Here is a 14,770-nt window from a genome sequence, read left to right as displayed (position 1 = left end):
TTTAACAAAAGTAATAACAAACTTTGTATTACCTAAGTATTTAAATTATTTTGAAACTTTTCAGCAAATAAACCTACATGATAACCATCTATCAATGCGTGATTTACATGTACTGAAACATTCATTGTCAACTTACCATTGGTTTCTTCGACCTTTGAAAAAGCCAATTCAGGAATTGATTCTAATTGACCTGATGAAGGCTCTTTATGTCCTGAAAAACTAAACCATGGTAACGCAGAACAATGTATACAATCCTGACCATTTACAGGTGGATACAATTCGTCTGAGTTTTGAATGCGCTCTTTTTCTTTATTAAAATTAATTACAAATTGTTCTAAATTTTCATTAAAAGTGATGTATGAAAACCCATAAGTATTATCTTCTCTAGCTATAGTTGCAGAAGCGTGAATAACATCAAAATCTACTACTTTATCATCGATAATACGATAACGAAAATTATCTACCGCATTTATAGCCTTCATACAATCGTGTAAATATTTCACAAAAAAACTTACATTTTGTGCTTTAGAAAATTTATATGCTTTGGTAACATCAAAAGGTATTACAACTCCAAAATAAGGGTCTTTAAGTTGCCTAAAATGTGTGTAAAGTCTTTTTCTATTCCAAGATTCTATATTAATTTCTTTCATCTAAAGTTCTTCTAAAATGTGAATTAGACTTTCAACTGTTTTATACCCTTTACCATTAGCCTCTTTACTAGAAACAGTTTCATGTTGCCAAGTTGTGTGAAATGGCACATGAATAGCTTGAGCCTTAATATTTACCAGTGGTAAAATATCGGATTTTAACGAGTTACCAACCATTAAAAACTCTGAAGGTTTAATATCTAAATGGTTTAATAATTTAGAATAGTTAGCTTCCTGTTTATCACTCAAAACTTCTATATGATGAAAATATTTTGTCAATCCTGATTTTTCTAGCTTTCGTTCTTGATCTAGAAGATCGCCTTTTGTTACTAAAATCAATCGGTAATTTTTTGATAACTCAACTAAGGTTTCTTCAACACCTTCCAATAATTCTACAGGTTTGTTGAGCATATCTTTACCTATTTTTAGTATGGCATCAATTGTAGCGTTAGACACATCATTATTAGATAACTCTAAAGCCATTTCAACCATAGAAAGCACAAACCCTTTAACTCCATAACCATATAATGGAAGGTTTTTCATCTCCATTTTAAACAGTTCTTGGTCAATTTTATTAACAGTTTCGTACTGAGATAGCAGTTTTGCGAATTCCATTTCTGCATCCCTAAAATAGGTTTCGTTTACCCAAAGTGTATCATCAGCATCAAAGCCAATAACTTTTATGTTACTATAGTTTACTTCCATAAGCGCTTAGCTCTTTCAAGGTCTTCAGGTGTATCAATTTCAACACCTTCCACAGTGGTTTCAACCATTTTTATTTTTTTACCATATTCCAAATACCTGATACATTCAATCTTCTCTGTAGCTTCAATAAATTGCATTGGTAATTTTTCAAAATCTAAAAGCGCTTGTTTTCTAAATGCATAAACACCTTTATGTTTAAAATACCTAGCTCCTGCCTCTTTATCTCTTGGATAAGGAATTGGGCTTCGCGAAAAGTATAATGCAAAGTTATTTTGATCTACAATAACCTTAACTGTATTTGGGTTGTTTATCTCATCCCAATCGCGTATTTCAACCATTAATGAGGCTAAATCAATTTCCTTTTTATAGTCATGCTTAAAAACCTCAATAACTTTTTGCAAGCTTTCGCGTTCAGTAAATGGTTCGTCTCCTTGAACATTTACAACAATATCCACATCTAAGTCAGCAACTGCTTCAGCAATCCTATCACTTCCTGATTGATGCTCGCGTTTACTCATTATGGCTTTTCCTCCATTATTGACGATTTCATCAAAAATAATTTCGCTATCGGTTACTACATAAACATCATCAAAGAGATGTGTAGCTACTGTAGCTTCGTATGTTCTAAGTATTACTGACTTACCTGCTAAATTTTGCATAAGCTTAGCAGGAAAACGTGATGCACTGTAACGTGCTGGAATCATTGAAATTATTTTCATAAATGGAAAGTCGAATTTCTTTTCAAAAATAAAACTTTTAAGGGATAATTAAGGTCTACTTGGTTTAATCTTTTTGTAAACTTTGAATATTACATACATTACCACAATAACAAGAATAAAACCTATAATTGGTACAAATACAGACAAAATTGACATTACTACTGATGTTCCTGTTTCTACAGTTGATACTACAGGATTAGCTAAACCAGCTGTGGATACTGTTGAGGTTAACCGTGTTGCTCCTGCTGTACTTTTTATGGCTGCAGCAGTTCCTCCACCAGCAATAATTGCTAAAGCCCAAGTTATTACTGGACTTAAATCGGCTACTGTTGATACCATCACTGCTGTTCCTGCTACAGTTGCCAACGGAATTGCGATAGAGTCTAACAAATTATCTACATAAGGAATGTAATACGCAGTAATTTCTACCAAAGTTGCAACACCCAATGTAATTACTGCTGCTAAACTACCTATCCATTGCCACGACTCATTGAGTTCCCAAAGATTAAAATAAGCTGCTAAGCTAAGTACAAATAAGGGTACAAAGACTCTAAAACCAACAGATGCGGCAAGCCCAATCCCTAAGAAAATACTAATAATTGTTTCTACTGTCATTTAGTGTTTTTATATTGATGAAAGCATAAAGCTTGCCAAACTTAATTTTGAAAAAATTCGTCCTTAAAGCCAATAAGATACAACTTTTCTTTGGCTCTTGTAACAGCTGTATACAACCAACGTAAATACTCTTTATCTATTCCGTTAGGAAGATAGGGTTGCTCAACAAATATTGTATTCCATTGTCCTCCTTGAGATTTATGACAGGTAATAGCATAGGAGAATTTAACCTGTAATGCATTAAAATGTTTGTTTCCTTTAATCTTTAAAAACTTTCGGTAGTTAGAGGTTTCGTTTTCATAGTCTTTTTGAACTTCTTGATATAATCTATTAGAATCTTCATAAGGTAACGAAGGTGACTCTGCATCAATAGTATCTAACAGTAAAACAGTTTCAAAAGGTCGCATTTTTGGGTAATCAACCATTTTTACTTTTACTTCGGCAAAACGAAATCCGTATAATTCTTGAATATTGAAAATTTCCAAAACTTGAATAATGTCACCATTTGCAATAAATCCTGCTTCACTAGTAGGTTTAATCCAAAAGTAATTGTTCTTAACAACCATTAAAAAATCGCCAGTTGTTAATTCATTTTCATTAAATAAAATTCTACTTCTTATTTGCTGATTATAAAGATTTGCACGCTTATTACTTCTAACTATAATTGCAGTTTCTTCATGACCATTAGCAGTGTATGAATCATTGATAGCATCCATAATTTCATGTCCATCAACAAGTCTTACAATATCTTTATAGTTTCCTAAATTAAATGTAAAACTCTCATAAAAGCCATCTTGCAACACTTCTCTTAGTTGTGTAGCATTGTCAAGTATTCCTGAATCTTGTTCTTGTCTTACAACTTCGTCCAATTCAATTGAAGTTACTTTTTTATTGTAGTTTAAATCTAACTGTTCGCCATCTAAAGCAGGACTTAACTCTGATTTTACAGGAGGCAATTGTGCTTTGTCTCCTATGAGTAGTAGCTTACACTTATGTCCTGAATACACATATTGCATTAAATCGTCTAGCAACGAGCCATTTTCAAACAGTTTAGAATCTGCAGGAGCATCAGGAATCATAGAAGCTTCATCCACAATAAAAATAGTGTTGCGATGTTTATTAGGCTGCATTACAAACTTAACACCTCCTGCTTTATCCTTTTTAGGGAAATATATCTTTTTATGAATAGTAAAGGCTTCTTTACCTGAATAATTTGAAATTACCTTTGCTGCTCTACCTGTTGGTGCCATTAATACAGCACTTTTTTTAGTTTGCCAAAGGTTAGACACTAAAGTTCCAATAATGCTAGTTTTACCTGTTCCTGCAAAACCTTTTAGTAAGTAAAGAGCATTAGGAGTATCGTCAAAAACAAACTCAGAAAGCTGTAATAAGACAATTTCTTGCTTACTAGTTGGTTGAAAAGGGAATTTTTGTTTTAAAAGTTTATAAAATTCTGAAGCAGTCATTTTTTTATTTAAGAGTGGCAATATAATACTTATATAACATAGCCTTAAAACATTAATACTAAATTTAAGACTTAATTATGTGAAACAATTTTTATATCTTTCTTTTTTTTAGTCTAATTTTATTTGCATTGGTTTTTGTGAATAAAAAAAAATTGTAGATTTGCGTATCACCTTTAATAAAAAATAAAAATAACTAACTATGTTAACAATAATTATTGCTGCTATAATTGTTATTCTTCTTACGATAGGAATCGTATGGTTGATTGATAAATTTGTACCTAAAAAATTAAAACCTGTAATCAATATTGTACTTTGGGCTGTAATTGCTTATCTAGCCTACTCTACATTTATGTCTGTTTACGGAGAGATTCAATTCAATCAACTAAAAGAAAAACGCTATGCGGTTGTTATTGAAAAACTAAAAGATATTAGAGATGCTGAGTTAGCTCACAGAACTGTAACTGGAAAATTCACTGATAACTTTGATGATTTAGTGAAGTTTATTGACACTGCTCAATATACTATTACTCAACGTAGAGATTCTACTGTTATTGATGAAGAATTAACAAGACGTTATGGTGGAGTAGAAACTACCAAGGATATTGTTATCATTGACACTTTAGGTTTTGTTCCTGTAAAAGATTCACTTTTTGGAGCTGATACAAGATATAAAACAATGATGAACGTACCAGTTGGTCAAGAAGGCGCTAAGTTTGAACTTAAAGCAGGAATGTTGGACGAAATTCCAGTATTTGAAGCTAAAGTTGACAAATCAGTAATTTTATTTGATCAAGATAAAAACTTGGTTAAGAAAGAAAAGCAAGTTATTTCTGTTGATGGTGTAAATGGACCATCTCTGAAAGTAGGTTCAATGGACGAAGTAAAAACCATTGGAAACTGGCCAATTAACTATTCAAAAGAGCAATAATCGTTTGAACCAAAATAACATCAAAGAATTGTCCATTCAAATTAGTTTGAGTGGACTTTCTTTTTGTATACTAAACAGAACTTCAAATACTATTGAGCTTTTACAGCATCAAAACTTCAATAAAAAGCTAACACCTTTTGATGTTTTAGAGCGACTTAAAACGCAATTAGAACACAATTCTGATTTTAATTACGCTTTTAAATCTGTATTGATTATCTATCAAAACGAGCTTTCTACTTTAGTTCCTAAAGCATTATTTAATGAAGATAATTGCGCAGACTATTTAAAGTTCAATGCCAAAATACTTAAAACTGATTTTATTTCGCATGAAGTTATAGCTGTTAATGACAGTGTAAATGTATATGTGCCATTGGTTAATATTAACAATTATATTTTTGAGAAATTTGGTGCTTTTGAGTACAAGCATTCATCAACCCTATTAATTGACACATTGCTTCAAAAAGCCACACAAGAAGGTGCCTCTTATTATATAAATGTTTGTCAAAATCATTTTGAAATTATTGTAGTTGAAAATGGTAAACTACTACTCTACAATACATTTGAATATAAGACAAAAGAAGATTTCATATACTTTGTACTTTTTACAGTAGAGCAATTAAAATCTGACCCTGAAACTTTGCAACTCTATTTTAGCGGACAAATTACTGAAGGCTCAGAACTCTATACAGTTGCATATACTTACATTAGGCATATTCAATTTATAGATCCAAAACATACTTTTAAATTTGCTGCTCAAAGCAAACCAAATCATAATTACAATCACTTTATAATTTTAAACAGTTTTAGTTAATGCGAATTATATCTGGAAAATTTAAAGGAAGACGAATTTCAGCTCCCAAAAAGCTACCTGTACGTCCAACTACAGATATGGCAAAGGAGTCGTTGTTTAACATACTTAACAATCATTATTACTTTGACGAAGTTTCAGTACTAGACTTGTTTTCTGGCACAGGAAATATTAGCTATGAATTTGCCTCAAGAGGCACTGAGCGCATTACTGCTGTTGATGAAAATTTTGGCTGTATTAAATTTATTAATGAAACTGCTGATGCTTTTGAAATGAACATCACTACCATAAAAAGTGATGTATTCAAGTTTTTAGAAAAAAACGTTCAAAAGTTTACTATCATTTTTGCAGATCCTCCTTATGATTTTCCTGTTGAAGAATTTGCTAAAATTCCGCAGTTAGTATTTCAAAACCAACAATTAGAGACTGATGGTTTGTTGGTGGTTGAGCATTCAAAACATACTGACTTATCACAAATGGAACACTACAGTTATTCCAAAAGTTATGGTGGTAACACTTTTAGTTTTTTCGAAATTATATCAGACGAAGAAGAATAAAAACAAAGCCTTTTGACATTTCAAAAGGCTTGTTTATATAAGTAAATTTATAAGCCGAATTCTGTTACTAACAATGATAATCATGTTAGTATCCCTATCATTTATCTGAGTGTACTGTTACCAACACACTTTAGCTGCCTACCCTCCAACAATCGAGCGTGCAGCCCTCAAACGTTGGTATACATGGCATTGCACCACATAGAGTTTACCTGATTTCACTACAGCATAACCTGTACATTCTTTCTGTTGCACTTTTCCTAACCTCACGGTTGGTGGCTGTTAACCACTATGTTTGCACTATGGTGTTCGGACTTTCCTCCACCTTGACTTTACATCAAGACAGCGATAAGGCAATTTACTTGCAGGCAAAAGTACACAAATTGTTAATAACTACTCTTAAATTCTGAATACAGGATTTAAATTTTTGAATTGAATTTTTAACTTTGTTAAACAAATGTCATTTCGAGTGTTTCGATTCTTGAATCGAAATGTATCGAGAAACTTTTTAAAATATAATTTACTTGTTTTCGATACAATTTTCTATCGAAAATCACTCAAACTGACGTAAATTCAATGGAACACTTTGTAGTATCAGCACGAAAATATAGACCACAAACCTTTAAGGATGTTGTAGGACAGTCTGCTATTACAAACACTTTACTTAATGCCATTGAAAACAATCACTTAGCGCAAGCCTTGTTATTTACAGGACCTAGAGGTGTTGGTAAAACCACATGTGCTCGTATTTTAGCTAAGATGATTAATAGTGATGGTACTGAAACCGAAGAAGAAGACTTTGCTTTTAATATTTTTGAACTAGATGCTGCTTCAAATAACTCGGTTGATGATATTAGAAATCTTACCGACCAGGTTCGTATACCACCACAAGTAGGAAAATATAAAGTATATATTATTGACGAGGTACACATGTTATCTCAAGCGGCATTTAATGCGTTTCTTAAAACACTAGAAGAGCCACCAAAACACTGTATCTTTATACTAGCAACTACTGAAAAACACAAAATAATACCTACAATACTTTCGCGTTGTCAAATTTTTGATTTTAAGCGTATTACTGTTAGAGATGCTAAAGACTACTTAAAGTACATCGCTGAAGAACAAGGTATAAGTGCTGAAGACGATGCATTACATATTATTGCTCAAAAAGCAGATGGAGCAATGCGTGATGCCTTATCTATTTTTGATCGAGTAGTAAGTTTTTCTGGTAAGAATCTAACCAGACAAGCTGTTACTGAAAACTTAAACGTACTAGATTATGAAACGTACTTTGAAAGTACCAACTTAATCCTAGACAATAATATACCTGAATTGTTAATTCAATTTAATGCTACTCTTGCCAAAGGTTTTGATGGTCATCATTACATTGCTGGTTTAGCTTCTCATTTTAGAGATTTACTAGTTTGTAAAAATCCAGAAACTTTAAGTTTGCTTGAAGTTGGTGAAGACACTACCCAAAAGTATATGGACCAATCTAAAAGAGCGTCGCAAGAGTTTCTGCTAAAAGGTATTGAGTTAGCCAACGACTGTGATTTAAAGTATAAAAACAGTAAAAACCAACGTTTACTTGTTGAACTTTGTTTAATGCAATTGGCCTCTATCACTTTTGATGGAGAAAAAAAAAATAGCAGTCGGTTCATAATACCTGCTTCTTATTTTAAAGCTAAAGGCATTACTCCTGTTCCTATTCAAAAGGAAAAACCTACTCAACAAGTAACAATTCCTGAGCCACAACAACAGCCAAAACAAGAAGAACCAGTTACTAGCGTTAAAGAAGAAGCGGTTACAACTTACGAGCCTCCAAAGCCAAAAATTGCTTTAAAACGAGATGCAACTACAACTTCTGGCTTATCGCTAAAAAGTATACGCGCTAAAAAAGAACATCAAATTCGTCAAATGGAAGTTGTTATTGACGAAAATGATTTACCAAGAGAAGCATTTACCGAAGAAGAATTCATTTCGGTTTGGAACGATTATATCAAAACACTTCATACCAAAGGCGAAAAGATTATGGCTTCCATACTAGAAATGGACACGCCTAAATTAAATGAAACCAGCATTGAATTAGAATTCCCTAATGAAACATTAAAACTAGAGTTAGAAAAAGCGCAATATCCTTTAATGGAATACATGCGCAGAACTCTAAAAAACTACGATTTAAAGCTTGAGATTTCAGTAAATGAAGAAGTGGCAAAACAGTATGTGTTTACTGCAAAAGATAAATTTGAAAAGCTTAAAGAAAAAAATCCTAATATAGAATTGCTGAAGACCACCTTTGGCTTAGACCTATAAACCATGAAATATTATTATCTATTTGCTGTCCTATTATGCGTTGCTTTTTCTAGTTGTGATGGCAGAAAAAGTCATAAAGAGTCGTTGGAAGAGTCTGTATCAAAATTCAAATTAAAAGATTCCAATCTTGACATTATAACCTATTATCCTAAGCAATATACTGAAGTAGCTACTGATACAATTTTATCTAACACATTTCAAATTAAGATAAAAAACTACTCCCTCATGGATAACAACGTTATTATAACTACATCAAGCCAAGAGAACAGAAAGAAAATTGAATACCATAGAGTTTTTGAGTCAGAAATTATAGTTTTTAATAAGTCTGAAAAAATACTTGAAACCACTATAAATGCTGAGATTTTCAAGCATCAATCAACTATTAATTCTTTTTGGGATAACGCAACATTGGAGCATGTTTGGGTTAATCAAGAATCATCTAATGATGATACGGTTAATTTAGAAATTTCATTCATCAACCCAAAAGACAAAGCTCGTAAACTATACCAAATGTCTATTGATAAATTTGGTAAGTACAATACATTTTTAAGAGACGAACACATATAGATATGCTAGGACTAAAACTACCTACAGATCCACGTTGGGTAAACATTGTTGAAAAAAATATAGAAGAAATTCTTACTGATCACGCGTACTGTGAGCAAAAAGCGGCAAGTACAGCAATTTCATTAATAGTGAGTTTTCCTGAGTATACCGATTTGGTTCAGGAAATGATAGCTTTGGTAAAAGAAGAAATAAGCCATTTTAAAATGGTACATGATAAAATTCTTGAACGTGGTTGGACACTTGGTAGAGACCGAAAAGACGAGTATGTTATTGACCTTGTTAAGTTCTTCCCTAAAGGAGGAAGCAGAACTACACAATTAGTACATAGATTACTTTATGCAGCTTTAATAGAAGCTAGAAGTTGTGAACGTTTTAGGCTACTTTCAGAAGAATTGGAAGATAAAGAATTAGCAGAGTTTTACCGAAAACTTATGGTAAGCGAAGCAAACCACTACACTATGTTTTTAGGTTTTGCAAGACAATATGGTGAGCGAAAAGAAGTTGACCAAAAATGGCAACAACTACTTGATTACGAAGCAGATTTGATGAAAAATTTAAGTAAAAACGAAACTATACATGGTTAATTTTTGTATTTTAGATTACTATCTAAATACAACATCTCCATGAAACATCTCTACTTATTTTTTACCTTTCTTTTTTGCTTATCTGCAAATGCCCAAAATGAAGACCTTTTAGGCGAATGGTATTTGTACAATATTAATCGTAACAGTAATACCATTGCTAATATTTATAGTTATGTTACTTTAAACTTAACTGAAGACACAAATAATTCAAATTTTAATTTTAGTGCAATGTCTTCATGTAATCCAATTTTCTCTGGTGAATATGAAGTTACTTCAAGTGATATAACTATTTTTTCGGCTGATGTAGGTTTAGCTGATTGTTTCCCTAGCGAAGAATATGAAGGGGAATTTGAGGGCTATTATTTAGGTATCCTTTTAAATGGAGAATCTTATCCCAATGAATTATCCTGGTCTATAACAGGAAGCGGAAACGACGCTGTATTGACTCTAACAAAAGCTAATGGAGATTATTTAACTTTTAGCAGACAACAAATGCCAACAGATTTATTTGGTAATTGGTTTCTCCATTCATTAGAAGTAAATTCAACCTCTGTAGAAATACCAGAAAGCGCTACGCCTACACTTAATTTTGATAACATTCAAGGTCCAACAACTAATGGTTTTGAATTTGAAGGCGAATTAGCTTGTAATAGTTTTTTGGGAGAATTTAGTCATTCACCAAACAGTACGTTTGATATTCTTTATTATACCGAAACTTTAGGTATATGTACAAGTCCTGAAGAAAATAACTTTGAAAGTTCTTATGCTTTGGTATTACCATCTTATGATATTGGAGGCAACTTTGAAACCGTCAATTATGAAATTACTGGCACAGGAAATAATCAAACACTAATTATAAATAACATTACCAATAACAGTGTTGCTATTTATGGCAGACAAACACTATCTTCTACTGAAAATGAAATAGTAAACTCAATACGTTTAAAAGAAAATCCTGTTAATGAAAACCTAAGTTTTTATAACTTAAATAATGAAAGTGAGTTATTCTTTACCATGTATTCAATACAAGGTAAAACTATTACATCACAACACTTATTAGATGCTGAAATAAATGTTAATCATTTACCATCTGGTATTTATTTTATCACCATTTCAGACAAGCTGCATAATTCAAAAACACTAAAGTTTATTAAATTATAAAGCACAAAAAAAAGCTCTAGTAAAATCACTAGAGCTTTTTTTATATTTTGAATTAATAGCTTAAAATACTTTGTAGTTCAGTCCTATTTGGATAACACCTGTAGTTGCCTCAGGAACTAACTCTTCATCAAAAACATTTGAGAAACCGTAGTTATAACGTGCGTCTACATAAAAATCTCCTGAAAGTTTAAACTCTATAATTCCTACTCCAGAAAACACAAAGTTTTTAAATCCGTCATTATCCTTGTGTACTTTTACGCCTACTTGTGGACCAACACCAAATGCAACAGCATCATCAAACAATTTATACTTTAAAAGCACAGGAACATTAATGTAGTCGTTAGCAAAATCTTCATGATTTGCACCTTCAGGTGAAAACTGAATTTCTGGTGCTACACTAAGGCTAGCAGCTAATGGAATTTCAGCATAAACGCCAAACAAGAAACCGTTTCTGTGTTGATTTTCATTGATAGGACCATCTTTATAATCCATATTAGAAATAGTCAAACCTGCTCTTACTCCGTAACTAACAGATTGAGAACTATTGCTTTGAGAAAATCCTATAGTGGTGCATAACGCAAGAACTAAAGTAGTAATTAATGTCTTCATAATTTATAATGATTTGAGACGTCGAATATAAAATGAAAAATATGAATTACCCTTAATTATTAGATATGTAACAAGAAAATTAAGACGAAATGCTTATTTTTCTAATTTAATGCTACTTACAGTTTTATAGTACATACTTTTTATTATTCCGTCGGAAAGTCCAATTTTAGGAACATAAATATCTTTGGCTCCACTCCATTTCATAGCTGATAAATAAATACGCGTTGCAGGAATAATTACGTCAGCTCTATCTTGATTTAAGTCTAGCTCTGTAATTCGTTCTTCGTAAGAGTAAGTTTGTAATTTATTGTAGTAACTAGTTAAATAAAAGTAAGTTAAAGGTTTACCAAGTGCTTTTCCTGAAATCTTGAAAATTTTATTGATGTTACCTCCCGAGCCTATTAAATCTATTTTATCATAACTCTTGGTTTGTTCCTTAATCCATAATTCTAACTCATTCCAAGTTTCATTGGTAACAATATCATTAAGCAATCGTACTGTACCTATTTTAAAGGACTTAGAAACAATTTTTTCTCCATTATAAATTACAGAAAACTCTGTACTACCACCACCAACATCAACATACAAATAGGTTTTACTAGGGTCGATATAGCTATCAAGATCAGTAGCTGCAATTATTGTTGCTTCCTCTTCACCATCAATAATATCTATGTCAATTTTAGCTTTTTCAGAAATGAGTTTTGATATTTCTTTTCCGTTTGAAGCTTCTCGCATCGCAGAAGTTGCGCAAGCTTTATAGCTAACCACTTTATGCGATTTCATTATCAACTTAAAGGCAGTCATGGTGTCCAACATACGTTGTTCGTTTTCTTTAGATATTTTTCCTTTTACAAAAACATCTGCTCCCAAACGAATAGGAACACGAACTAGTGAGTTTTTTTTAAACCTAGTCGACTTTCCTTTTTGTTCTATAATATTTGAGATTAATAAACGAACCGCATTTGAACCTATATCAATTGCAGCGTATTTTTTTATGGTTAACATTAACTTTCTAACTTTTTTAAATAATAATCATAAGTAGCGAATTGGGTTCTAACTTTTGGTAGATTATTACGCTTATATCTATTATTTTGATTTTTGTTCAAAATACGAGATTTTACATTATCACTCCAACAAATATCAAAAATATCTAACAATTCTTGTTTGATATCTTCATCATAAATTGGACAGGTTACTTCTACTCTATTTTCAATATTACGTGTCATCCAATCTGCTGAAGAGATATACACTTTTTCGTCATTATCGTTACAGAATATATACAATCTTGTATGCTCTAAAAACTTATCGATGATACTAATAACTTCAATATTCTCGCTCATACCTTCTACTCCAGGAATTAAGCAACATAAGCCTCTCACAATCATTTGAATTTTTACTCCTGCTCTACTCGCTTCATAAAGTTTATCAACCATTGCATAGCTAGAAATACTATTAAGCTTTAGCTTTATGTAAGCAGGTTTACCCTGTTTTACATTTTCTATTTCCTTGTCAATGAGTTTAAAGAGTTTAGCTTTGGTATAATGTGGTGACGTTATAATGTGTTTATAGCGATAGATTCTATAATTTATCTCAAAGAAATTAAACACCTTATTAAGGTCTTTCAATATTTTTTGGTTGCAAGTAAAGAGTGTAAAATCGGTATAAATTTTGGCTGTTGACTCGTTAAAGTTCCCAGTACTTATAAATCCGTAACGCTTTAGTTTTGTACCTTCTTCTCGTTCAATCACACACATTTTACTATGTACTTTTAAACCAGAAACACCAAACAAAAGGTTAACACCTTCATCTTGCATTTGCTCAGCATAATCAATATTTGCTTGCTCATCAAATCGTGCTTGTAATTCAATTGAAACGGTTACTTTTTTCCCATTTTTGGCTGCATTAATTAATGAACTTGCAACGTGGGATATTTGAGCTAATCTATATATAGTGATTTTTATAGTTTTAACCTTTGGATCTAAAGCTGCTTCTCTAAGAAACTTAACCACATAAGAAAAAGTATGATAAGGCGTGTAAAGCAAATAGTCTTTTTTTGCAATTGTATTAAAAATACTTTCCTCTAAACTTAAACCTTTAACTGGCAATGCTTTTATCTTGTCATACAACAAATCTGTTCTGCCTAAACTAGGAAAACCCATGTAGTCTCTCCTATTATGGTAACGACCTCCAGGTATAACACTATCATTTGAATCGATACCCATTTTAGCCATTAAATACCCTAAGGTTTCCTTGTCAATGGTTTTATCATAAACAAACCTAACAGGTTCTCCAACTTGTCTATGCTTAACACTATCAGAAATTTTCTCAATAAAACTTTTACTTAAATCACTGTCAAAATCTAACTCTCCATCTCTAGTGATTTTAATCATGTGAGCTGTAATACTTTTATAATCGAAAATGTTAAAAATATCATTTAAACAATACCTTAGTAAATCATCTAATATTATGATATAGTCTTTATCATCCTTTTTGGGTAAAACAACAAACCTATCCATTGATCTTGGTATTTCAATTAAGGCAAATTGCTTTTCATTATTTTCAAGATTCATTCTTACAGCTAAATAGGCTGCACTATCTTTTAAAATAGGTAAATCTACCAGGTCATTGAGTATTATTGTTACTAGTGCTGGACTAACATTTTGAATAAAATAATTCTTAATAAAATCGTGTTGAGAATCGTCAATTTGTGACTCATTAATGATATAAATACCTTCATCTTCAAGGTTTTTTTGAATATCATTAAGTATTCCTAAACTTTCACTTTGCTGTTTAATAACAACTTGTGTAATTTTTTCTAATAACTCACTAGCCTTAATACCTCCTAACTCACTCTTACCTGCTTTTCCTGCCTCGTCAATTCGCTTAACAGTTGCATATCTTACTTTAAAAAACTCATCTAGATTATTAGAGAAAATCCCTAAAAAACGAAGTCGTTCTATTAAAGGAACTGATTTGTCTGCCGCTTCTTGTAGAACTCTAGCATTAAATTGTAACCAGCTTAATTCTCTATTGATGTAACTGTTTTTATCTTTGGTCATTAAGTTTCTATTTAGTTAAGCACAAATATATTCTA

General features: G+C 31.7%; 15 protein-coding genes and 1 other RNA gene. 7 read left to right on the top strand and 9 right to left on the bottom strand.

Translation table 11 applies throughout. From position 1 onward, the window contains the following. Positions 1–32: 32 nt before the first annotated feature. Genes ACQ0RB_RS08585 through ACQ0RB_RS08565 form a run of 5 tightly spaced genes read right to left on the bottom strand, consistent with a single transcriptional unit; the run spans position 33 to position 4,152 of the window. Complete coding sequence (locus ACQ0RB_RS08585) at positions 33–650, bottom strand: CatA-like O-acetyltransferase (RefSeq protein WP_430497825.1); 618 nt, start codon at positions 648–650, stop codon at positions 33–35. Then, a complete protein-coding gene (locus tag ACQ0RB_RS08580; protein ID WP_129761814.1) occupies positions 651–1,352 on the bottom strand; it encodes an HAD family hydrolase in 702 nt (233 codons plus the stop codon). After that, positions 1,343–2,071 (bottom strand): 3-deoxy-manno-octulosonate cytidylyltransferase, encoded by a 729-nt coding sequence (gene kdsB, locus ACQ0RB_RS08575; RefSeq protein WP_430497823.1) that lies wholly within the window; start codon positions 2,069–2,071, stop codon positions 1,343–1,345. Before kdsB ends, ACQ0RB_RS08580 begins: the two co-directional genes overlap by 10 nt. 48 nt (positions 2,072–2,119) lie before the next feature. Further along, on the bottom strand, positions 2,120–2,686 hold the full coding sequence (locus ACQ0RB_RS08570) for a DUF4126 domain-containing protein (RefSeq protein ID WP_335975311.1): 567 nt from the start codon (positions 2,684–2,686) through the stop codon (positions 2,120–2,122). A 41-nt stretch (positions 2,687–2,727) separates the two neighbouring features. Then, positions 2,728–4,152 carry an ATP-dependent DNA helicase gene (locus ACQ0RB_RS08565; protein ID WP_262733993.1) on the bottom strand — a complete coding sequence of 475 codons (1,425 nt, stop codon included), beginning with the start codon at positions 4,150–4,152 and terminating at the stop codon, positions 2,728–2,730. Positions 4,153–4,351: 199 nt separating this feature from the next. On the opposite strand from ACQ0RB_RS08565, the gene ACQ0RB_RS08560 reads away from it, so the two are divergent. From ACQ0RB_RS08560 to rsmD, 3 genes are read left to right on the top strand one after another with little or no spacing between them, the layout of a single operon-like run. Continuing rightward, positions 4,352–5,080 carry a hypothetical protein gene (locus ACQ0RB_RS08560; RefSeq protein ID WP_238155778.1) on the top strand — a complete coding sequence of 243 codons (729 nt, stop codon included), beginning with the start codon at positions 4,352–4,354 and terminating at the stop codon, positions 5,078–5,080. Further along, a complete protein-coding gene (locus ACQ0RB_RS08555) occupies positions 5,043–5,891 on the top strand; it encodes a DUF3822 family protein (protein ID WP_430497821.1) in 849 nt (282 codons plus the stop codon). The genes ACQ0RB_RS08560 and ACQ0RB_RS08555 overlap by 38 nt, the downstream gene beginning before the upstream one ends. After that, positions 5,891–6,445 (top strand): 16S rRNA (guanine(966)-N(2))-methyltransferase RsmD, encoded by a 555-nt coding sequence (gene rsmD, locus ACQ0RB_RS08550; protein ID WP_430497819.1) that lies wholly within the window; start codon positions 5,891–5,893, stop codon positions 6,443–6,445. Before ACQ0RB_RS08555 ends, rsmD begins: the two co-directional genes overlap by 1 nt. A 34-nt stretch (positions 6,446–6,479) precedes the next feature. Here the strand turns inward: rsmD and rnpB are convergent. After that, an RNA gene (gene rnpB / locus ACQ0RB_RS08545) (RNase P RNA component class A) lies at positions 6,480–6,807 on the bottom strand. Positions 6,808–7,018: 211 nt separating this feature from the next. On the opposite strand from rnpB, the gene ACQ0RB_RS08540 reads away from it, so the two are divergent. The 4 genes from ACQ0RB_RS08540 to ACQ0RB_RS08525 are packed head-to-tail and all read left to right on the top strand — an operon-like array spanning position 7,019 to position 11,067. Next, a complete protein-coding gene (locus ACQ0RB_RS08540; protein ID WP_430497817.1) occupies positions 7,019–8,755 on the top strand; it encodes a DNA polymerase III subunit gamma/tau in 1,737 nt (578 codons plus the stop codon). A gap of 3 nt (positions 8,756–8,758) precedes the next feature. After that, positions 8,759–9,322, top strand: coding sequence for a hypothetical protein (locus tag ACQ0RB_RS08535; RefSeq protein ID WP_430497815.1), 564 nt, complete (start codon positions 8,759–8,761; stop codon positions 9,320–9,322). A 2-nt stretch (positions 9,323–9,324) separates the two neighbouring features. Beyond that, a complete protein-coding gene (locus ACQ0RB_RS08530; RefSeq protein WP_131506550.1) occupies positions 9,325–9,906 on the top strand; it encodes a tRNA-(ms[2]io[6]A)-hydroxylase in 582 nt (193 codons plus the stop codon). Between the two features lie 39 nt (positions 9,907–9,945). Continuing rightward, entirely contained in the window at positions 9,946–11,067 is a 1,122-nt protein-coding gene (locus ACQ0RB_RS08525) for a T9SS type A sorting domain-containing protein (protein ID WP_430497813.1), read from the top strand. Between the two features lie 60 nt (positions 11,068–11,127). On the opposite strand, the gene ACQ0RB_RS08520 is transcribed toward ACQ0RB_RS08525, so the two are convergent. From ACQ0RB_RS08520 to ppk1, 3 genes are all read right to left on the bottom strand, one after another. Further along, entirely contained in the window at positions 11,128–11,676 is a 549-nt protein-coding gene (locus ACQ0RB_RS08520) for a porin family protein (RefSeq protein WP_134201381.1), read from the bottom strand. 93 nt (positions 11,677–11,769) lie between these two features. Next, positions 11,770–12,681: a Ppx/GppA phosphatase family protein gene (locus ACQ0RB_RS08515; RefSeq protein ID WP_129761803.1), complete on the bottom strand. Its 912-nt coding sequence runs from the start codon at positions 12,679–12,681 to the stop codon at positions 11,770–11,772. Then, complete coding sequence (gene ppk1 / locus ACQ0RB_RS08510) at positions 12,681–14,735, bottom strand: polyphosphate kinase 1 (protein ID WP_131506548.1); 2,055 nt, start codon at positions 14,733–14,735, stop codon at positions 12,681–12,683. Before ppk1 ends, ACQ0RB_RS08515 begins: the two co-directional genes overlap by 1 nt. Positions 14,736–14,770 lie beyond the last annotated feature (35 nt).

The sequence above is a fragment of the Gaetbulibacter sp. PBL-D1 genome (genome assembly GCF_050509525.1).
Lineage (GTDB): Bacteria > Bacteroidota > Bacteroidia > Flavobacteriales > Flavobacteriaceae > Gaetbulibacter_B > Gaetbulibacter_B jejuensis.
This window is presented reverse-complemented; position numbering and strand designations above follow the sequence as displayed.